Origin of the sequence: Sphingomonas sp. FUKUSWIS1 (genome assembly GCF_000733135.1) — a bacterium.
In the GTDB taxonomy this organism is placed as follows: domain Bacteria; phylum Pseudomonadota; class Alphaproteobacteria; order Sphingomonadales; family Sphingomonadaceae; genus Sphingomonas; species Sphingomonas aerolata.
The window spans coordinates 1-19,101 of sequence record NZ_JPJC01000099.1 but is presented as its reverse complement, the minus strand read 5'-3'; the positions used below and the strand labels follow the sequence as shown (position 1 = coordinate 19,101).

Annotated in this window: 21 protein-coding genes; 12 read left to right on the top strand and 9 right to left on the bottom strand. The window is 66.3% G+C overall.

All coding sequences use genetic code 11. The features are described from left to right. The coding region (locus sphsw_RS07410; protein ID WP_031440046.1) for a hypothetical protein at positions 1-437 on the top strand (437 nt) is incomplete at its 5' end. A 550-nt stretch (positions 438-987) separates the two neighbouring features. Here sphsw_RS07410 and sphsw_RS18315 read toward each other — a convergent pair. The 3 genes from sphsw_RS18315 to sphsw_RS07395 form a co-directional block, all read right to left on the bottom strand. After that, on the bottom strand, positions 988-1,530 hold the full coding sequence (locus tag sphsw_RS18315; RefSeq protein WP_052380873.1) for a DUF2501 domain-containing protein: 543 nt from the start codon (positions 1,528-1,530) through the stop codon (positions 988-990). A 71-nt stretch (positions 1,531-1,601) separates the two neighbouring features. Then, entirely contained in the window at positions 1,602-3,119 is a 1,518-nt protein-coding gene (locus tag sphsw_RS07400; RefSeq protein WP_031440044.1) for a fumarate hydratase, read from the bottom strand. A 207-nt stretch (positions 3,120-3,326) separates the two neighbouring features. Then, positions 3,327-4,076, bottom strand: a complete 750-nt coding sequence (locus tag sphsw_RS07395; protein WP_031440043.1) for a hypothetical protein — start codon at positions 4,074-4,076, stop codon at positions 3,327-3,329. A 205-nt stretch (positions 4,077-4,281) separates the two neighbouring features. On the opposite strand from sphsw_RS07395, the gene sphsw_RS07390 reads away from it, so the two are divergent. Then, positions 4,282-4,983, top strand: coding sequence for an NAD-dependent deacylase (locus sphsw_RS07390; RefSeq protein ID WP_031440042.1), 702 nt, complete (start codon positions 4,282-4,284; stop codon positions 4,981-4,983). Here the strand turns inward: sphsw_RS07390 and lgt are convergent, their stop codons facing one another. From lgt to lepB, 4 genes are all read right to left on the bottom strand, one after another. Further along, positions 4,984-5,826: a prolipoprotein diacylglyceryl transferase gene (gene lgt, locus sphsw_RS07385; protein WP_031440041.1), complete on the bottom strand. Its 843-nt coding sequence runs from the start codon at positions 5,824-5,826 to the stop codon at positions 4,984-4,986. Between the two features lie 261 nt (positions 5,827-6,087). Beyond that, positions 6,088-7,005 (bottom strand): GTPase Era, encoded by a 918-nt coding sequence (gene era / locus sphsw_RS07380; RefSeq protein ID WP_031440040.1) that lies wholly within the window; start codon positions 7,003-7,005, stop codon positions 6,088-6,090. Positions 7,006-7,247: 242 nt separating this feature from the next. Further along, positions 7,248-7,910: a ribonuclease III gene (gene rnc, locus sphsw_RS07375; protein WP_031440039.1), complete on the bottom strand. Its 663-nt coding sequence runs from the start codon at positions 7,908-7,910 to the stop codon at positions 7,248-7,250. Continuing rightward, complete coding sequence (lepB, locus tag sphsw_RS07370) at positions 7,907-8,716, bottom strand: signal peptidase I (protein ID WP_031395171.1); 810 nt, start codon at positions 8,714-8,716, stop codon at positions 7,907-7,909. Before lepB ends, rnc begins: the two co-directional genes overlap by 4 nt. Before the next feature lie 167 nt (positions 8,717-8,883). Between lepB and pgi the strand changes: the two genes are divergently transcribed. The 3 genes from pgi to gorA all read left to right on the top strand — a co-directional run bounded on the left by pgi (position 8,884) and on the right by gorA (position 12,375). Beyond that, on the top strand, positions 8,884-10,374 hold the full coding sequence (pgi, locus tag sphsw_RS07365; RefSeq protein WP_031440038.1) for a glucose-6-phosphate isomerase: 1,491 nt from the start codon (positions 8,884-8,886) through the stop codon (positions 10,372-10,374). Positions 10,375-10,542: 168 nt separating this feature from the next. Further along, the gene (locus tag sphsw_RS07360) at positions 10,543-10,920 is read left to right on the top strand and encodes a DUF4174 domain-containing protein (protein ID WP_031440037.1); all 378 of its coding nucleotides are present in this window, start codon (positions 10,543-10,545) and stop codon (positions 10,918-10,920) included. Between the two features lie 99 nt (positions 10,921-11,019). Beyond that, positions 11,020-12,375, top strand: coding sequence for a glutathione-disulfide reductase (gene gorA, locus sphsw_RS07355; protein ID WP_031440036.1), 1,356 nt, complete (start codon positions 11,020-11,022; stop codon positions 12,373-12,375). A 3-nt stretch (positions 12,376-12,378) separates the two neighbouring features. On the opposite strand, the gene sphsw_RS07350 is transcribed toward gorA, so the two are convergent. Next, on the bottom strand, positions 12,379-13,161 hold the full coding sequence (locus tag sphsw_RS07350; protein WP_031440035.1) for a crotonase/enoyl-CoA hydratase family protein: 783 nt from the start codon (positions 13,159-13,161) through the stop codon (positions 12,379-12,381). Positions 13,162-13,259: 98 nt separating this feature from the next. On the opposite strand from sphsw_RS07350, the gene sphsw_RS07345 reads away from it, so the two are divergent. Beyond that, the gene (locus sphsw_RS07345) at positions 13,260-13,682 is read left to right on the top strand and encodes a PaaI family thioesterase (protein WP_031440034.1); all 423 of its coding nucleotides are present in this window, start codon (positions 13,260-13,262) and stop codon (positions 13,680-13,682) included. Further along, positions 13,676-14,077, top strand: a complete 402-nt coding sequence (locus sphsw_RS07340; protein ID WP_031440033.1) for a PaaI family thioesterase — start codon at positions 13,676-13,678, stop codon at positions 14,075-14,077. The genes sphsw_RS07345 and sphsw_RS07340 overlap by 7 nt, the downstream gene beginning before the upstream one ends. A 37-nt stretch (positions 14,078-14,114) precedes the next feature. Here sphsw_RS07340 and sphsw_RS07335 read toward each other — a convergent pair whose 3' ends face one another. After that, positions 14,115-15,239 carry a PQQ-dependent sugar dehydrogenase gene (locus tag sphsw_RS07335; protein ID WP_031440032.1) on the bottom strand — a complete coding sequence of 375 codons (1,125 nt, stop codon included), beginning with the start codon at positions 15,237-15,239 and terminating at the stop codon, positions 14,115-14,117. A gap of 179 nt (positions 15,240-15,418) precedes the next feature. Here sphsw_RS07335 and rimP point away from each other — a divergent pair, with 179 nt between their 5' ends. The 5 genes from rimP to sphsw_RS07310 all read left to right on the top strand — a co-directional run. Further along, positions 15,419-16,012, top strand: a complete 594-nt coding sequence (rimP, locus tag sphsw_RS07330; protein ID WP_031440031.1) for a ribosome maturation protein RimP — start codon at positions 15,419-15,421, stop codon at positions 16,010-16,012. After that, positions 16,012-17,727, top strand: a complete 1,716-nt coding sequence (gene nusA, locus sphsw_RS07325) for a transcription termination factor NusA (protein ID WP_031440030.1) — start codon at positions 16,012-16,014, stop codon at positions 17,725-17,727. Before rimP ends, nusA begins: the two co-directional genes overlap by 1 nt. Continuing rightward, the gene (locus sphsw_RS07320; protein WP_031392998.1) at positions 17,727-17,966 is read left to right on the top strand and encodes a tautomerase family protein; all 240 of its coding nucleotides are present in this window, start codon (positions 17,727-17,729) and stop codon (positions 17,964-17,966) included. The genes nusA and sphsw_RS07320 overlap by 1 nt, the downstream gene beginning before the upstream one ends. 196 nt (positions 17,967-18,162) lie before the next feature. Next, positions 18,163-18,849: a DUF448 domain-containing protein gene (locus sphsw_RS07315; protein ID WP_042466764.1), complete on the top strand. Its 687-nt coding sequence runs from the start codon at positions 18,163-18,165 to the stop codon at positions 18,847-18,849. After that, positions 18,846-19,101: translation initiation factor IF-2 associated domain-containing protein (locus tag sphsw_RS07310; protein ID WP_042466762.1), on the top strand; the 256-nt coding region annotated here is incomplete at its 3' end. The genes sphsw_RS07315 and sphsw_RS07310, both read left to right, overlap by 4 nt.

Here is a 19,101-nt window from a genome sequence, read left to right as displayed (position 1 = left end):
CACCGCGCGTCGAGGCGCCCGCCCCCGCACCACGCCCCGCCCCGCTCGCGGCGGATTGGCGCGACTGGCCCTATACGCCGGGAAGCTGGACCTATCGCCGCGATCCGCGCGGATCGCTGGCGAGCTTCGGAACGCAGGCGGCGCAGCCCGCGCTGACACTGCAGTGCGATACCGGCACGCGGCAAATCCATCTGTCGCGCACCGCCGCGGCCGCCACGCCGATGACGATCCGCACGTCGAGCGTCACGCGCGCGCTGGCGGTCCAGCCCGGCAGCACGCCCGGCACCGTGACGGCGACGCTGCCGGCCAGCGATCCGCTGCTCGAGGCGATGGGGTTCAGCCGCGGTCGGTTCGTGATCGACCAGCAGGGCCAGCCCGCCCTCGTCATCCCCTCATGGGCGGAGATCGAACGCGTGACCGAGGATTGCCGCGGGTAAGGGCGGGCATTCGCCCAGCGTGCCGCACAGCCTTTGAGAATTGCGCGAAATCTTCTGCAAAACAAGACTTGTATCAACAGGTCACCCGGCACACATTGCGGTTGCGGTCAGGCTTGGCCGCGTTTTTTCAACAAGCGAAAGGAGGTGATCCGATGTCTCATGGTTCAGCAGTGAGTTCGGTTCGGTTCGTTCGGGGGACGCGCTACTGATATCCGACAGCATGTGCGGGAGGTATCGCCCTCCAATCAACGCGCATGGCACAGGATGAGGTGGTACGCATGGTCCTCCGGGCTGGAGCTCTCCGGCCGCTGACCATGTCAGGAGGTTGTCGGGTCGTCGTGAGACGCCCCGGCAACCTCTTTTCATTTCTGGGTGGTTTTGTTTGGAGGATGCGGACGTGGCCCCGCATTTTTAAGAGAACGCTCCTCCCCCAACCCACACCGTCATCCTGACGAAAGTCAGGATCCAGAGCCACGCAAGTTGCCCCTAATTACACTTTCGTCAGGATGACGGGACGGGCGACGGCTAGCCGCCCTAGCGCATGCGCCGGTTACAGAAACGCCTTGGCCCGGTTGAGCACGAGGCTGCACATCTTCGTCTTCACCTGTCCGCCGAGATTGTCGAGCGACAGCCCCTGACCGTTCGGCGCCTGAAGCTCCCCCGCCTGTCCCGCTGCAAAGCCAGGCGACGTCCGCACGCCCTGCCGCCCGGTCAACCGCTGCAGGATCGACTGCGCGCCTGCCGCCTGGCCCGTCGCAGGGGACTGCGTCCGGGTCTGGGGCGCCGTTTGCCGCCCCGTTAACGCGCCTAGTGCGCCGCCCTGACCGAGCAGGTTGTTCTTGAGGCAATAGCCTAGCAGACCTGCTGCATTGCCAGCCCCGATCGAACCGATGCCCGACGCGCCACCGCCAAGCAGGCCGCCCAATCCGCCACCCAGTCCGCCGCCGAGCCCGCCAAGACTGTCACCCAGGCTACCGAGGCCCCCGCTGGACGTACGGGGCGCGGGCGCGGGTGCCCCGCTCTGGGCAACGGCGCTCGTCGTCATCAATGTTGCGACCGCGATCGCGACGACGGGGTTGGCGGGCTTGAACATACGAAACTCCTCTGGTTCGCAAGCTCAACGGAAGGGCCGCCCTCCCCGTTCCACGTCATCGGAACCAACGGTCACGCCGGCGCGAGCAACCGCTCCCGCGCGATCTTCTCGCGCCAGACGAGTGGCGCCAGCTGGTGGACGTTCTCGCCCGCCGAATCGACCGCGACCGTCACCGGGAAATCGGCGACCTCGAATTCGTAGATCGCTTCCATACCCAGATCCTCGAAGCCGACGACCTTCGATCCCTTGATCGCGCGCGCTACCAGATAGGCCGCACCGCCGACCGCCATCAGATAGGCCGACTTGGCCTCGGCGATTGCCTTGGTCGCATCGCCGCCGCGCTCGGCCTTGCCGACCATCGCGAGCAGGCCCTGGTCGAGCATCATGCGCGTGAACTTGTCCATCCGCGTCGCGGTAGTGGGGCCCGCGGGCCCGACCACCTCGTCGCCGACCGGATCGACCGGCCCGACATAATAGATCACGCGACCACGGAAATCGACGGGCAGCTCCTCGCCCCTGGCCAGCATGTCGGCGATCCGCTTGTGCGCGGCGTCGCGCCCGGTCAGCATCTTGCCGTTCAGCAGCAGCCGGTCGCCATGCTTCCACGTCTGCACGACCTCGGGAGTCAGCGTGTCGAGGTCGACCCGGATCGCGGCCTTGTCGGGCGTCCAGTTGACGTCAGGCCATTCCTCGAGCTTCGGTGCCTCCAGATACACCGGCCCCGACCCGTCGAGCACGAAATGCGCATGGCGCGTGGCGGCGCAGTTCGGGATCATCGCGACCGGCTTCGACGCGGCATGCGTCGGCCAGTCGAAAATCTTGACGTCGAGGATGGTGGAGAGCCCGCCCAGCCCTTGCGCGCCGATGCCGAGCGCGTTGACCTTGTCGTAGATCTCGATCCGCAGCGCCTCGATGTCGTTCTTCGGACCGCGTTCCTTCAGCTGCGCCATGTCGATCGCGCCCATCAGCGACTGCTTGGCGAGGATCATCGACTTTTCCGCGGTGCCGCCGATGCCGATGCCGAGCATCCCCGGCGGGCACCAGCCCGCGCCCATCTGCGGGATCATCTCGAGCACCCAGTCGACGATCGAATCGCTCGGGTTCATCATCTTGAACTTCGACTTGTTCTCACTGCCGCCGCCCTTGGCAGCGACGTCGATCGAGACGGTGTTGCCGGGCACCATCTCGACATGCATCACGCTGGGCGTGTTGTCCTTGGTGTTGCGGCGCGTGAAGGCGGGATCGGCGAGGATCGAGGCGCGCAGCTTGTTCTCGGGGTTGAGATACGCCTTGCGGACGCCTTCATCGATCACCTCCTGCAAGGAGCGGGTCGAATCGAGACGGCAGTCCTGGCCCCATTTCACGAAGATCGTGACGATGCCGGTATCCTGGCAGATCGGGCGGTGGCCTTCTGCGCACATCCGGCTGTTCGTCAGGATCTGCGCGATCGCATCCTTGGCGGCGGGGCTCTGCTCGGCTTCGTACGCGACGCCCAGCGCACGGATGTAGTCCATCGGATGGTAGTAGCTGATGAACTGGAGCGCGTCGGCGACGCTTTCGATCAGGTCGGCTTCGGTGATGACGGTCATGCAGCGCCTTTACGGATACGGGTTTGCAGGCGTCTTAGCGGCGATCGGGTGATTTATGAAGATAGGGTCGGTCGGGGGATCGCCGCGCGACCCGCCACGACGTCCGCGCCTGCACGAGATCCGACGTGTAAGGTTCTCCAAACAAAAGGGGCTGGAGTGGACACATCACCACTCCAGCCCCTCAGGCTGTGATTACGTGCAGCAGTCTTACATCGGCGGCGTCAGGCCATCCTTGCCGACCGCGACGGACCTCGCCCCCGACGCGCCGGCCAAGGTGATCGCGAACAGCTTCTGGCCCTTTGCAAGGACCGATCGCTCGGCCGGCTCGAACCGGACGATCGGCGTGCCGACGGGCACGACGACCTGCGCCTTGCCGCCCTTGTACGAGATGCTGAGCTTGGTTTCGCCGGGCTTGCCCGCCCCGCCGGTCACCGTGCCGTTGGTCATCCCGCTCTGCTGATCGACCGTGCCATTGGTCATCGCGGTCTGCCCGTCGACGGTGCCGTTGGTCATCGCGCTCTGCCCATCGGCCGCGCCGCCGCCAGCGGCCGCGACCACGCCGGGAACGTCCCAGGGATAATGGCCCTCGCCGGTCCCGCGCATCGCCTCGGGGAAGATGACGAGCTCGACCGCGCGCAGTGCGTCATCGGGACCGGTCGTGGCCGTGCCGATGAAGTCCCCGTCCTTCAGCGTCGACAGATCGGACTTCACCACCCAGGCGACCTTGGTCTTTGCATCGAGCGGCACGCTGACCGACTTGCCGTCATAGGTCTGGACGGTCAGCGCGTCGGCGCCGACCGCGGTGATCACGCCGCGAACGCGGGTAACGTCGGACGCTGCGCTTGCCGCCGCGCTGGTATTGACGGTGGCAGTGTTGGTGCCGGTCGATGTCGTGTCGCCACAGCCGCCGAGAACCGCGATCACGCCGCTCAACAGCATCAGTTTTTTGGTCACCATCGCATTGGATCCTTCGAATATCATGGCGCGCGGTGCCATGACGGCATCGGCGAACGGTGTGCGGCCGGCCACAAAGACATGGTCGGTTCGGTTCAACGCCGTAAACGAGCAACCGGGCGCATCCCGCCGACCCGATGCTCGGAGACGCGAGATATCGGCGTGACTGCGGCTATCCTGGCGACAGCGCCATACGTAGAGGGTGACGATGCAGGATCTACGAAAAATCGTCATTCTGACGGGTGCAGGAATTTCTGCCGAAAGCGGCATCGCGACGTTCCGCGGCCCGGGCGGCCTATGGGAAGGACACCGGGTCGAGGACGTCTGCACCCCCGAGGCACTCGCCGCGGATCCGGAGCTGGTGCACCGCTTCTACGATCTCCGTCGGGCGGCGCTGGCGACGGTCGAGCCCAATGCCGCGCACCGTGCGCTGGCGCGGCTGGACGAAGCGTGGGGCGGCGGATTGCTGATCGTCACGCAGAATGTCGACGACCTGCATGAGCGGGCGGGCGCGACGCGGATGCTGCACATGCATGGCGAACTGCTGTCCGCGCTATGTGCCGTCTGCGGCGCGCGCGAACCCTGGGCCGGCAGCTTGCCGGAGGGGGCGATATGCGGCGCCTGCGGGTCGGCAGCGCTGCGGCCCGACATCGTGTTCTTCGGCGAGATGCCGTACCAGATGGAACGGATCGAGGCGGCGCTGGCGCAGGCGGATCTGTTCGTGTCGATCGGGACGTCGGGGGCGGTCTATCCGGCGGCCGGCTTTGTGCAGACCGCGGCCTATCACGGCGCCGCTACCTTGGAGCTGAACCTAGACCCCTCGATGGGGAGCGTGTTCTTCGAGGAGACGCGGATCGGCGCGGCCGGAATGCTGGTGCCAGCGTGGGTCGATGAGGTTTTGGGGCGATAGTCACGGGGTAGGGACGACCGCGGCGCGCGCGCGCTTGAGCGACCGGACGTAGAACCAGATGCCCGCGCCGATCATCGGCACGCTCAGCGTTTGCCCCATCGTCAGCCCCCACCACAGATGGTCGAGCCCGGCATCGGGCTGGCGGACGAATTCGAGCACAAACCGCGCGGTGCCGTACAGGATCAGACCCGCGCCGAGCAGGTGTCCGGGACGAAGCCGCGCGTCGGTGCGCCAGAACAGATAGACCAGCACGATCATGCTGAGTCCGCCCTCGAGTGCCGCTTCGTATAGCTGGCTCGGGTGCCGGGGTATGCCGTCCTGCGTGCCCGGGAAGATCACCGCCCAGGGAAGCGAGCTTGGCCGCCCCCATAATTCCCCGTTCACGAAATTGGCGATCCGCACCAGCACGAGCCCGAACGGCGTCGCACACGCGACGTAATCGCACATCCGGAGCAGCGACAGCCGATGACGCCGCGTGAACAGGACCAGGCTGACGATCACCCCCAGGAACCCGCCATGCAGCGACATGCCGCCCCGCCAGAGCTTCAGCACGTCGAGCGGCTCGCGCCAGATCTCGGGCCGGTAGATCACGCAATAGCCGAGCCGACCACCGATGATGATGCCCAGCGTCAGGTAGAAGACGAGATCGTCGACATGCCCCGCCGTCATCGGCGCACCGGACCGGCGGAGCATCCTCCGCAGATACGACCAGCCCAGCGCGATCATCGCGATATAGCTGAGCGCGTACCATCGGAGCTGGAACAGGCCGAAATCGAGCGCCACCGGCGACAGATGCAACTGGTCGTAGCGGATCGCTGACGTCGCTTCGATCAGGGTCGGCATCGCGTGGTCCTCGTCCGGATTCTCGGGCGAGGTCTACGGTAGCATCAATAGATTTCAGGAGGTCGCGGGTTTAATACAATGGGCATGAGCGTGACGGAGTGCCGAGCCGAACTCTGTCATCCGCCCGAACGCTACCACCCCGGCGAAGGCCGGGGTCCAGTTGGGAAGGCCTGAGTAACGGAGCGCTATCCGTCGTGACGCCCGTCCCCCAACTGGGCCCCGGCCTTCGCCGGGGTGGAGTGTGGTGGTTGTGGTCGCGGGTCAGTCGACCCAGTCGAGGCCGATGTCGCGATAGACTTCGCGGTCTTCGTCCCAGCCGGGTTTGACCTTCACGTGCAGGTACAGATGCACCGGCTTGCCCGTGATCGAGGCGAGTTCGATGCGCGAGCGCGCGCCGATTTCCCTGATCCGCACGCCGCCCTTGCCGAGCACGATCGCGCGCTGAGTCGGGCGTTCGACGAGGATCTGCTGGTGGATCTCCAACGACCCGTCCTGGCGCTCGATATACTGCTCGGTCTCGATCGTGCTCGCATAGGGGAGCTCGGCGTGGAGCTGGAGATAGAGCTGTTCGCGCGTGACCTCGGACGCGAGCGCGCGTTCGGTTGAGTCGGAGACCTGGTCTTCGGGATAATGCCACGGGCCTTCGGGCATCGCCTTGGCGAGTTGCGTCTTGAAGTGCGCGAGGCCGTCGCCGGTGCCGGCACTGATGAAGAACGTCTCGGCGAAGGGGAGCAGCGCGTTCAGCTTTTCCGCGTGGATCAGGAGCTTGGTCTTGTCGGCGAGATCGACCTTGTTGAGGATCAGCCAGATCGGCTCAGGTCGGCCGACCAGCGACTCGACGATCGTCGTGACCTTGCCGCCGATCCCGCCCTTGGCGTCGACCACCAGCGCGATGATGTCCGAACCTTCCGCGCCACCCCAGGCGGCGGCGACCATCGCGCGGTCGAACCGGCGCTTGGGCTCAAAGATGCCGGGGGTGTCGACGAGCAGGATCTGCGTGTCGCCTTCGATCGCGACGCCCATCAGCTTGGCGCGCGTGGTCTGCGCCTTGGGGCTGACGATCGCGACCTTCTGGCCGACGAGCGCGTTGACGAGCGTCGACTTGCCTGCGTTCGGGGCGCCGACGATGGCGACTAGGCCGCAATGCTTCGGGTCGGGCTTGGTATTCGTTTCAGTCACATATGCTCTTTTCGAACTGGTGTTGCGGGCACCTGTACAGCGAAAACGGCTGTTCGTCATCGCGTCGCGACAAGGCAGTTTGGTTCACGCGGAGCCGCGGAGGCGCGGAGATGGTGTGGATGGGGCTCGCGCCGTCTGCGATTATGCGCCGTCGATCAACTCGGAGTCGTTCGGGGCAGGACCGGAGTTCCATTCGCTGCCCCCCTCCGCGTCTCCGCGTCTCCGCGCGAACAAGAGCCTTCTTAGCCCAGCTTCTCCAGCAGCGCCTTGGCCGCTGCGGTTTCGGCCTCCTGCTTGCTCGAGCCGGTCGCCGTCGCCTCGGCGAGTTTGCCGATCGAGACCAGCATCGTGAATTTGGGCGCGTGGCCGGGGCCGGTGCGCTCGACGATCGTATATTCGGGCGGCTTGCGGTTATGCGCGGCCGCCCATTCCTGAAGCGCGGACTTGGGGTGCTGCGGCGCCTTGGCACCGGCCTGGACGCGGTCCCCCCAGGCGCCGCGGACGAACGCACGTGCGGCGTCGAGCCCGGCCTCCTGGTACCAGGCGCCGATCAGTGCCTCCATCACGTCGCCCAGCACATTGTCGCTATCGCTGGCGCCGTCGTCGCGCGCCTGCTTGCCGAGCTTCAGATGTGCGCGCACCCCGAGTTCGCGCGCCACTTCGGCACAGACCGGGCCCGTGACGAGCGCGTTCAGCCGTTTCGACAGCGACCCCTCGGGATCGGTCGCGAACAGTTCGTACAACCATTCGGCGACGATCAGCCCCAGGACGCGGTCGCCGAGAAATTCGAGCCGCTCGTAATTCGCCTTCGCCTGGCTGCCATGCGTCAATGCGCGCTCATAGGGTGCCAGATCGCGCGGCCGGCGACCGAATACGCCCGCCAGCCAGTCGCCGAGATCGCTCAAAAGCCTTCCCCGATCCGCTCCCAGCGTGCGGCACTGACCCAGGTCCAGGGTTTCAGCCATTCGGCATTGCCGTCGGTCGAGAAGAAGCTGACGACTGCCTTGCCCTCGACATTCTCGAGCGGGACATAGCCCATCCCGCTTGGTGCGGGGAACCGGCTGTCACCGCTGTCGTCGCGGTTGTCGCCCATCACGAAGATATGGCCTGCAGGCACCGTATAGACACCCGTGTCGTCGCGATCGGGCAGCTGCGCCTGGTCGAGCACGGAATAGCTGCGGCCGCCGGGCAGCGTCTCGCGGTAGCGCGGATAGCGACAGATCTGGACGCCGTCGGCGACGTCGACGAACGGCGCGCCGCATTTCTCCGCATCGAAATTGGCGGTCAGCGGGATCGTGAAGTCGGCGATCCGCGCCTTGGGGATCGCGGTGCCGTTCAGGTACAGCGTCCCCTGCCGCATCTGCACCGTCTCGCCGGGCAGGCCGATCACGCGCTTGATGACGTCGTGATCGAGCACTTCGGGGGCGCGGAAGACGACGACGTCGCCGCGCGTCGGCGTGCTGCCGAAGATCCGTCCGGGGATCAACGGCACGCCACCCGGCAGCGACCAGCGCGAATAGCCGTAGCTCCACTTCGACACGAACAGATAATCACCGATCAGCAGCCGGGGCAGCATGGATTCGGACGGAATGCTGAACGGCGCGAAGATGAAGCTGCGCAGGATCAATACGACCACCGCCAGCTTCAGCAGGAAGCGGAACGTCTCTGCGGTTTCGGATCGGGCCGGTTTGGTCTTCGCGTCTTTTGCCATGGCCGCGGGTTTGCTCAACCGGCGCGCGCCGTCAAGCATATGCAGCATCCGCCATGTCCGGATACGATCCGGACACCCCCGGAGACCCAATCGCCTCCCGGGACGTTATGGTGTTCTTGCTCGCGTCGCCGTATCGGTGCGCACGAATTCCAAATCGGAGACTTTGCATGACCGCCGACTGGTCCAAAATCGAAGCCCTGCCCGCCGCCAAACTCACCGACCTGTTCGCCGCCGACTCTGAGCGGTTGTCCAAGCTGAGCCTCGACGTCGCAGGCATCCACTTCGACTGGTCGAAGACGCACCTGACCACGGACATGGTCAGCGCGTTCGAGGAAATGGCCAAGGCGCAGGACCTGTCGGGCAAGCGCCAGGCAATGTTCGCGGGCGAGATCGTCAACGTCACCGAAGGCCGCGCGGTCGAGCACACCGCCGAGCGCGGTGAGGGCAAGCCCGAGAGCGTCGCGATCGCACAGGCGAGCCATTCGCGGATGCGCACGCTGATCGACGCGATCGAGGCGGATGCGCTCGGCCCCGTGCGGCATATCCTGCATGTCGGCATCGGCGGCTCCGCGCTGGGGCCGCAGCTGCTGGTCGATTCGCTCGGGCGTGACGACAAGCGATATGATGTCGGGATCGTCGCCAATGTCGACGGCGTCGCGCTGGAGGACGTGTTCGAACGCTTCGATCCGGCCGCCACGTTGCTGGTGGTCGCGTCGAAGACCTTCACCACGACCGAGACGCTGATGAACGCCGAAGCCGTGCTTCAGTGGATGAACGAGCATAATGTCGAGGATCCTTACGGCCGCGTGATCGCGCTGACCGCCGCGCCCGAAAAGGCGATGGAATGGGGCGTCGACGAGACGCGGATCCTGCCGTTCGCCGAGAGCGTCGGCGGGCGCTATTCGCTCTGGTCGACGATCGGTTTTCCGGCCGCGATCGCGCTCGGCTGGGACCGGTTCGAGGAGCTGCTTGAGGGGGCGGCCGAGATGGACCGCCATTTCCGCCTCGCCGCGCTGCACGAGAATGCGCCGGCGCTCGCGGCGTTTGCCGACCTCTATTACACGCAGATCCGCCATGCCGAGACGCGTGCGACCTTTGCCTATGACGAGCGGTTGCGGTTGCTGCCAAGCTATCTCCAGCAGCTGGAGATGGAGTCGAACGGCAAGTCGGTGACCGCGGATGGCCAGCCGCTCGGGCGGCCTTCGGCGGCGATCACCTGGGGTGGGGTCGGCACCGAGGCGCAGCATGCGGTGTTCCAGCTGCTCCACCAGGGCACGCATCTGGTGCCGGTCGAGTTCGTCGCGTCGATCGAGCCGGGCGACACGCTGCCCGAGGAGCATCACAAGGCGCTGTTGCTCAACGCCTTTGCGCAGGGTGCGGCGTTGATGGCGGGCAAGCAGGTCGAGGATCCCGCGCGCAGCTATTCGGGCGACCGGCCATCGTCGACGTTGCTGCTCGACGATCTCGACGCGCGCACGCTGGGCGCGCTGATCGCGTTCTACGAGCACCGCGTGTTCGTGAACGGCGTGCTGCTGGGGATCAACTCGTTCGACCAGTTCGGGGTCGAGCTGGGCAAGGAAATGGCGAAGGCCGCGGAGAAGGGCGGGCAGACGTTCGATCCTTCGACCGACGACCTGATCAAGCGCGCGTTCGGGTAAGCCGGGCCTCGCGCCCTCCGCTTCTCTTACACCTGCACTTCCCCGGCGGAGGCCGGGGCCCAGTTGGGAAGGCCGTGTTTTAGCCACCGCGGTTCACCCAACTGGGCCCCGGCCTTCGCCGGGGTGGTAGAACAGGGAGCGCGAGCGAACCTCCCGCGTTACATCTTCATGCCCATCCTCCTCGCCGTAGCGCTCGCCGCCTCTCCCACCCTTGCGCAAATACGATGGGATCGCCGCGTGTTGATCGTCGCGGCCCCCTCCTCGCAGGACCCGGAACTCGCCGAGCAGCGCCGCATCCTCGACAATTGGACTGCCAAACGCGACGAGCGCGACCTCACCGTCGTCGAAATCGTCGGCGATCAGGTCCGCGGTGCCGGGGACAGCGCCCCCGCGCTGCGCCGCAAATTTCGCCTCCCCGCCACCTTCACCGCGATCCTCATCGGCAAGGATGGCGGCGAGAAACTGCGCAGCGCACACCCCTTCGCCGCCGCCGTGCTCGAGCGGACGATCGACGCGATGCCGATGCGCAGGGCGGGTCGGCGATAGAGCCAGCCGATCACCCTGATCGCCGCACCGGTCTTGTCCGCGCATCCCCCCTGCCCCAGATGGCATCCAAAGCCGCAGCGCGACGTACAAGGATAGCCCGTGACCGATACCCAATTCGACTATGACCTCTTCGTCATCGGCGCCGGCTCGGGCGGCACGCGTGCATCGCGCGTTGCCGCCGCGCATGGCGCGCGCGTCGCGGTCGCCGAGGAATATCGCGTCGGCGGCACCTGCGTCATCCGCGGCTGCGTGCCGAAGAAGCTGCTGATCTACGGTGCGCATTTCGCCGAGGATCTGAAGGACGCCAAGCGCTTCGGCTGGCAGGTGCCCGACGATTGCGCGTTCAGCTGGCCCACGCTGCGCGACAACGTGATGGAGGAGGTCGACCGGATCAACGGCGCCTACACCCAGACGCTCGAGAACAACCATGTCGACATCATCCACCAGCGCGCGGTCGTCTCTGGCCCCAACGAAGTCACGCTCGCCGACGGCAGCAAGAAGACCGCGGCGAAGATCCTGATCGCGGTCGGCGCGCACCCGCTGGTGCCGGACTGCCCCGGTGCCGAGCACGGCATCACCTCGAACGAGGTGTTCCATCTCGACGATGTGCCGAAGCGCGTGCTGATCGCGGGTGCGGGCTATATCGCCAACGAATTCGCCGGCATCTTCCATCAGTTCGGCGCGCACGTCACGCTGATCAACCGCACCGACGTGATCCTGCGCGGCTATGACGAATCGATCCGCGACCGGCTGCTCCAGATCTCGATGAGCAAGGGCATCGACTTTCGCTTCAACGCGGCGTTCCAGGGAATCGACAAGGGCGAGGACGGTTGCCTGACCGTGCATACCAGCGGGCACGAGCCGATCGTCGTCGATCTCGTCCTGTTCGCGACAGGCCGCGTGCCGAACACCAAGGGCCTCGGGCTCGAGACGGCCGGCGTCGAACTCGACGCGGCCGGCGCGGTCGTCGTCGACGAGGACAACCGGTCGAGCTGCGACAGCATCTTCGCGGTCGGCGACGTCACCAACCGCATCCAGCTGACCCCGGTCGCGATCCGCGAGGGGCAGGCGTTCGCCGACACGTTCTTCGGCAACAAGCCGACCCGCGTCGATTACGCCAACGTCCCCGCCGCGGTGTTCAGCCACCCGCCGATGGCCGGCGTCGGCATGACCGAATCGCAGGCCAAGCAGGCACTGGGGTCGGTGAAGGTCTACACTTCGGACTTCCGGCCGATGAAGAACGTACTGGCGGGGCGCAACGAGCGCTCGCTCTACAAGATGATCTGCGACGGCGAGACCGACCGCGTCGTCGGCATCCACATGATCGGCCCCGACTGCCCCGAGATCCTCCAGTCCGCCGCGGTGGCGGTGAAGGCGGGGCTCAGCAAGGCCGATTTCGACGCGACCGTCGCGCTGCATCCGACGATGGCGGAAGAGCTCGTCCTGATGAAATAGCGCCTAGTCGACGAACACCGCCGCGCGCTTTTCGAGATTGGCGCGGACCTGTTCGACCTGGTTGGGCTTGCGCATGACCCGTCCCTGCGCGTCGCTTTCGGCGCGCAGGATCGCCGCGGCGTCGGCATCCGCGGCTATGCCATAGAGTGCCTTCGAGCCCCGGATCGCCTGCGGATTCTTCGCGGCGATCTCGCGGGCCATCGTCATCGCGGCGGCGCGGGGATCCTCGTCCAGCCGCGTGACGAAGCCGTGGTGCAGCGCCTCCGCCCCGTCGAACTCCCGCGCGGTATAGGTCAGCTCACGCAGCACGTCGTCGCGCGCCAGCGTCCGCCAGAGCGCTATCCCCGCCATGTCGGGTACCAGCCCCCAATGCGTCTCGCGGATCGCGAACCGCGCGTGCGGGTGGGCGATGCGGATGTCGGCGCCCGACATGATCTGGAACCCGCCACCGAACGCGACGCCGTGGACCGCGGCGATCACCGGCATCGGCAACGTCCGCCAGCCCCAGGCGACCTGCTGCACCAGATTCGCATCGCCATACGTCCGATCGTCGAGCGACAGGCCCGACCCGCCGCCCGCCATCGACGCCATGTCGAGCCCCGCGCAGAACGCACGACCCTCGCCCGACAGCACGACGACGCGCACCTCGGCCATCCCCGCCAGCCGGTCGATCGCTGCGGCGATCCCCTCGAACATCGCCGGGTCGATCGCGTTCATCTTGTCCGCGCGGTTGAGGCGGACATCGGCGATCCCGTCCGCGACGGCGATGGTGACCCGGTCGTTCATGGCGATCCTCTCTCCTGATCTCGTTGCGCCCGATGCTAGCCCCGCCCCGCATGTGCGGCAATGTTGCGTGGCGGTCGCTGGCGTGTAGAGGTCGGGGTATGGATGGCTTCGACGCAGAGCGGTTTACACGACACGGGTTCGGCGGGCACGGCGCCGCGCTCGGGATGCGCTATCATGCGCATGGCGCGGACTGGGCGGAGCTCGCGCTGCCCTATGACGAAAAGCTGATCGGCGATCCGGCCAGCGGCGTGATCGCGTCGGGGCCGATCATCACGATGATGGACATGGCCGCCAGCATCGCGATCTGGATCCGCCGCGCGGCGTTCGTGCCGCATGCGACGCTCGACCTGCGCGTCGATTATCTGCGCCCGGCGACGCCCGGCAAGACGGTGATCGGACGCGGCGAATGCTACCGGATCACCCGGTCGATCGCGTTCGTCCGCGGCCAGGCGCATGACGGCGATCCCGCCGATCCGCTTGCGCATGTTGCGGGCACGTTCATGGTGCTCGGGTCATGGTGAGCACGCTGCCACCCTATGCCGCGACGCTGGGCGTCGAGATCGAACGCGACGCGGAGGGTCGGCCGGTGCTGCTGATGCCGTTCGGCGACGACGTGATCGGCCGCCCCGGGTTCCTCCACGGCGGCGCGATATCGGGGCTGCTAGAGGTCGCGGCGATCGCGGCGCTCTACCATGCGATCGAGACCGAGGGCCCCGAGGACGCCAGCGTGCGGATCAAGCCGGTGACCGTCACCGTCGATTTCATGCGGGGCGGCCGCGACAAGCCGACGCGCGCGGCAGGCGTGGTCACCCGGCTCGGCACGCGCGTCGCCAATGTCGAGGCGACCGCCTGGCAGGACGACCGCGACAAGCCGATCGCGGCCGCGCGGATGAATTACCTGATCGTCCGCGACTGACGCCACCTCCCGCCCGCGGGCAGGAGGCGGCAGGGTTTTACCGCGCCGTCAGCTTGATCAGTCGTCCCTGCGATTCGCCACCGTCCTCCAGCACCCAGATGGCGCCGTCGGGCCCCTGTTCCACCTCGCGGATACGCGCGCCCATGTCCCACTGGTCGCCCTTGGCGGCATTGGTGCCGTTCAGGTCGACGCGGACGAGTGATTTCGACGACAGCCCGCCGATGAACGCATCGCCCTTCCACTGGGGGAACATGCTGCCCGAATAGATCATCAGCCCGCCCGGCGAGATCACCGGATTCCACGACACCTTGGGCGCCGCATAGCCGTCGCCGGGCTTGTGGTCGGGAATGTCGCGCCCGTCATAATGGCTGCCGTTCGACGCGTTGGGCCAGCCATAATTCTGCCCGGGCGTGATCAGATTGACCTCGTCGCCGCCCTTCGGCCCCATCTCCTGTTCCCAGAGATTGCCCTGCGCGTCGAATGCGATGCCGAGCAGGTTGCGGTGGCCGTAGCTCCAGATCTCGGGTGCAAAGCCCTTGCCCGCGAGCGGATTGCCGGGCGCGGGCTTGCCGTCGAGCGTCAGGCGAAGGACCTTGCCAAGCGTGACCTTGGGATCCTGCGCCGGGGTGAATTTCTGGCGGTCGCCATTGGTGAAGAACAGATATTTGCCGTCGGGCGAAAACGCGATGCGACCCGAATAATGGCCGTTGCCTTCGACGAATGGCCGCGCGCTGAAGATCACCTCGATCTCGCCGAGCCGCTCGTCCCCGCCACCGTCGGGCCGCAACCGACCCCGCGCGAGAACCACGCCCTTGCCGCCAGCACCTGTCGACGAATAGCTGAAATACACGCGCTTGCTCGTCGCGAAGTCGGGCGCGAGGACGACGTCCATCAACCCGCCCTGCCCTGCCGAATCGACCGTGATCGTCGCGACCGTCTGACGCTGCTTCCCATCGGCCGAGACGAGGAGCATTTCCCCGGCCTTCTCCGTCACCAGCATCCGCCCGTCGGGCACCACCGTCATCGCCCAAGGTGACTCGAAATCGGCGACGACCGTTTCTTGGAACGGCTTTTCCCCCGGCGCGGGCTGGGCGGAACAAGCAGCGGCGGCGAGCAAAGTGGCGGATATCAGGCCGGTGGCGGCCAATGTGCGACGGATCATGATCTTCTCCCGGAAATCCCTGCGCCAACGCGGCGTGACGAACGAAGGTTGCTCCCGCTTGCGAAGCGTTGTCATCGCGGGTATGGAGATCCTACTTTCTCTACATCGCCAGATGAAGAGGCTGCGGGGTTCGCTCCGCGGCGCTGATCACCTGTGCTTTGGCCCTGTTTGGAATTGCGATGGCGAATATCGCCCTGTTGACCGAATTGATCGAACCCGAAGCCAAGGCGCTCGGCCTGAGCCTCGTGCGCGTGCGCATGCAGGGCGGCAAGTCCGATCCGACGCTGCAGGTGATGGCCGAGCGGCCCGACACCCGCCAGCTCGTGATCGAGGATTGCGCCGAGCTGTCGCGCCGCATCTCGGACAAGTTCGATGCGCTCGAAGCCGAGGGCAAGGACCCGGTCGGCGAGGACGCGTACCGCCTCGAGGTGTCGAGCCCCGGTATCGACCGCCCGCTGACCCGGCTCCAGGACTTTGCCGATTGGGAAGGCCAGGAGGCGCGTATCCGCCTCATCGAGCCGTTCGAGGATCGCAAGCAGATCTCGGGCAATCTGATGGGCGTCGAGGGGACCAAGATCACCGTCGACGTGAACAAGCACAAGATCATGACGATCGACTTCAGCCAGGTCGCCGATGCAAAGCTCGTCATGACCGACCGACTCATCGCCGCGACCGCGCCGCTTTCGACCGAAGGCGCGGACGAGGTTTTCTATCAAGATACGTCCGATGAGCCTGATGCTCGCGGCGTCGAGACCGAAGAAGGACAGCATTGATGGCCACGGCAGTCACCGCAAACCGCGCGGAACTGATCGCGATCGCGAATTCGGTCGCGTCGGAGAAGATGATCGACAAGGCGATCGTGATCGAGGCGATGGAGGATGCGATCCAGCGCGCCGCCCGCTCGCGCTACGGCGCCGAGAACGACATCCGCGCCAAGCTCGATCCGAACACCGGCGATCTGCGCCTGTGGCGCGTCGTCGAAGTGGTCGAGGCCGTCGATGACTATTTCAAGCAGGTCGACGTCAAGGGTGCGCAGAAGCTCCAGAAAGACGCAGCACTCGGCGACTTCATCGTCGATCCGCTGCCCCCGATCGAGTTCGGCCGCATCGCCGCGCAGGCCGCCAAGCAGGTCATCTTCCAGAAGGTCCGCGACGCCGAGCGCGAGCGCCAGTTCGAAGAATATAAGGACCGCGCAGGCGAGATCATCACCGGCGTCGTCAAGCGCGTCGAGTTCGGCCATGTCGTCGTCGATCTCGGCCGTGCGGAAGGCGTCATCCGCCGCGACGCGCAGATCCCGCGCGAAGTGGTGCGCGTCAACGACCGCATCCGCTCGCTGATCCTGAACGTCCGCCGTGAGAACCGCGGGCCCCAGATCTTCCTTAGCCGCGCGCACCCCGACTTCATGAAGAAGCTGTTCGCGCAGGAAGTCCCCGAAATCTACGACGGCATCATCGAGATCAAGGCTGCGGCCCGCGATCCCGGGTCGCGCGCCAAGATCGGCGTCATCAGCCATGATTCGTCGATCGATCCGGTCGGCGCGTGCGTCGGCATGAAGGGGTCGCGAGTTCAGGCCGTCGTGCAGGAAATGCAGGGCGAGAAGATCGACATCATCCCCTGGTCGCCCGACATCGCGACCTTCGTCGTCAACGCACTGCAGCCGGCTTCGGTCAGCCGCGTCGTGATCGACGAAGAGGAAGAGCGCATCGAGGTCGTCGTTCCCGATGACCAGCTTTCGCTGGCGATCGGCCGTCGTGGCCAGAACGTCCGCCTCGCGTCGCAGTTGACCGGCAAGGCGATCGACATCCTGACCGAGGCCGATGCCTCCGAGAAGCGCCAGAAGGACTTTGTCGAGCGTTCGGCAATGTTCGAGAAGGAGCTCGACGTCGACGAGACGCTCGCACAGCTGCTGGTCGCCGAAGGGTTCACCAGCCTCGAGGAAGTCGCCTATGTCGAGGTCGAGGAGATCGCCGGCATCGAGGGCTTCGACGAGGATCTGGCTGGCGAGTTGCAGAACCGCGCGACCGAGGCGCTCGAGCGTCGCGACGCGGCCAGCCGCGAAGAGCGTACCGCGCTCGGCGTGGAGGACGCGCTGATTGACATGCCGTATCTGAACGAGGCGATGCTCGTCACGCTCGGCAAGGCGGGCATCAAGACGCTCGACGATCTCGCGGATCTCGCGACCGACGAGCTGGTCGAGAAGAAGCGGGCCGAACCGCGCCGTCGCAACGACGATGCGCCCAAGCGTCCCGAGCCCAAGGGCGGCATCCTCGCCGAATATGGTCTCAGCGACGAACAGGGCAACGAGATCATCATGGCCGCGCGCGCGCACTGGTTCGAGGACGAGGCCCCCGAGGCGGACACGGAAGAGGCTCCGGTGGAAGCGGCTTCGGCTGAGGATATTGCGGCCGAGGACACTGCGGCGGATGACGTCGTGGCGGATGACGCTGCGGACACGGCCGACGCGAAGAGCGAGGACGACAAGGCCTGATGCCGTTTGTCAGCATCCGCATTTCGGGGTCCGCCACCAAGGACCAGAAGGCCGGCATCGTCGCCGACGTCACCCAGTCGCTCGTCGAGCGGCTGGGAAAGAACCCGGCTGCGGTACAGATCGTGATCGAAGAGGTTTCGACCGAGAATTACGGCGCGGGCGGCCAGCTGCTGGTCGACCGCGACGCTCCCAAGACGACTCCGGCGCAGGAGGACGCACATGCGGAACCCTCCCGATGAGACGCTAGGCGCTACCAACGGCCTTCCTTCCTCCCCTCCCGCAAGCGGGAGAGGACCGAAGGGTGGGCGCCCGGCCTCGGCTAAGAACAAGGGTGCAGGTGGGCGCGAGCCTAATCCATCCCGCGTGCGCGAGGGGGATGAAGACGCCCCCATTCGCAAGTGCATCCTGTCGGGCGAGCGCGATGTTCGGCCGCATATGGTGCGACTCGCGCTGGCCCCCGATGGCCAGATTCATCCCGACGTGCGTGCCAAGGCTCCTGGCCGTGGCGCGTGGATCGGGGTGACACGAATCGAACTCGAAGCGGCGATCAAGAAGGGCAAGCTGAAGGGCGCGCTCGCGCGTGCGTTCAAGACCGGCGAGTTCGCGATTCCCCCCGAACTGCCTGCGCAGATCGAAGCCGCGCTTGAGCGCAACGCACTTGACCGGCTCGGGCTCGAATCGCGCTCGGGCACCGTGCTGATCGGCTCCGACCGGATCGAGCAGAATGCGCGCCAGGGCAAGCTGAAGGCGCTATATCATGCGTCCGACGCGGCCGAGGACGGCAACCGCAAGCTCGACCAAGCGTGGCGCATCGGCAACGATGTCGAAGGCTCGGGTCTGCGGGGGTTGGCACTGCCCGCGTCACGTACCATATTGGCATTGGCGCTGGGGCGGGAGAATGTGGTACACATTGGCCTGACTGACCGCGCTGCAGCAAAGCGGGTGAGCGAAGCGCTCGACCGTTGGCTGCATTTTATCGGCCCCGAACCTTCTCCCGTGTCTTGCGAAACGGCCTCGCAGGGCGCATCGGCGTCTCAACAAAACGGGACGTCACCCATAACAGGGGCGTCCGGATCGACCGGACACAGCCCGGCCGTGGACATGACTGAGGAATTTGAGTGAGCGACACGGACAACGAGAAGCCGAAACTTGGCATGCGCGCACCTTTGGGTGTGAAGCGCACGGTCGAGACCGGCCAGGTGAAGCAGAGCTTCAGCCACGGCCGATCGAATACGGTGATCGTGGAAACCAAGCGTGCGCGCGTGCTGCGCCGTCCGGGCGAGCCCGACGGTCCGGTCGCCGATGCGCCGGTTGCCGCGCCCGCGCCGGTTGCGGCCCCCGCACCGGCTCCGCAGGCGCGTGCGCCGCAGCCCG

What these genes read in the sequence shown, in the direction of transcription:
- sphsw_RS07360 (WP_031440037.1), top strand. Translation starts at nt 10,543, where the DNA reads ATGCCCATCCTCCTCGCCGTAGCGCTCGCCGCCTCTCCCACCCTTGCG.
- sphsw_RS07390 (WP_031440042.1), top strand. Translation starts at nt 4,282, where the DNA reads ATGCAGGATCTACGAAAAATCGTCATTCTGACGGGTGCAGGAATTTCT.
- sphsw_RS07350 (WP_031440035.1), bottom strand. Translation starts at nt 13,161, where the DNA reads ATGAACGACCGGGTCACCATCGCCGTCGCGGACGGGATCGCCGATGTC.
- sphsw_RS07315 (WP_042466764.1), top strand. Translation starts at nt 18,163, where the DNA reads ATGGTGCGACTCGCGCTGGCCCCCGATGGCCAGATTCATCCCGACGTG.
- sphsw_RS07395 (WP_031440043.1), bottom strand. Translation starts at nt 4,076, where the DNA reads ATGGTGACCAAAAAACTGATGCTGTTGAGCGGCGTGATCGCGGTTCTC.
- pgi (WP_031440038.1), top strand. Translation starts at nt 8,884, where the DNA reads ATGACCGCCGACTGGTCCAAAATCGAAGCCCTGCCCGCCGCCAAACTC.
- sphsw_RS07340 (WP_031440033.1), top strand. Translation starts at nt 13,676, where the DNA reads ATGGTGAGCACGCTGCCACCCTATGCCGCGACGCTGGGCGTCGAGATC.
- sphsw_RS07335 (WP_031440032.1), bottom strand. Translation starts at nt 15,239, where the DNA reads ATGATCCGTCGCACATTGGCCGCCACCGGCCTGATATCCGCCACTTTG.
- sphsw_RS07400 (WP_031440044.1), bottom strand. Translation starts at nt 3,119, where the DNA reads ATGACCGTCATCACCGAAGCCGACCTGATCGAAAGCGTCGCCGACGCG.
- sphsw_RS07320 (WP_031392998.1), top strand. Translation starts at nt 17,727, where the DNA reads ATGCCGTTTGTCAGCATCCGCATTTCGGGGTCCGCCACCAAGGACCAG.
- lepB (WP_031395171.1), bottom strand. Translation starts at nt 8,716, where the DNA reads ATGGCAAAAGACGCGAAGACCAAACCGGCCCGATCCGAAACCGCAGAG.
- rimP (WP_031440031.1), top strand. Translation starts at nt 15,419, where the DNA reads ATGGCGAATATCGCCCTGTTGACCGAATTGATCGAACCCGAAGCCAAG.
- lgt (WP_031440041.1), bottom strand. Translation starts at nt 5,826, where the DNA reads ATGCCGACCCTGATCGAAGCGACGTCAGCGATCCGCTACGACCAGTTG.
- sphsw_RS07345 (WP_031440034.1), top strand. Translation starts at nt 13,260, where the DNA reads ATGGATGGCTTCGACGCAGAGCGGTTTACACGACACGGGTTCGGCGGG.
- sphsw_RS18315 (WP_052380873.1), bottom strand. Translation starts at nt 1,530, where the DNA reads ATGTTCAAGCCCGCCAACCCCGTCGTCGCGATCGCGGTCGCAACATTG.
- nusA (WP_031440030.1), top strand. Translation starts at nt 16,012, where the DNA reads ATGGCCACGGCAGTCACCGCAAACCGCGCGGAACTGATCGCGATCGCG.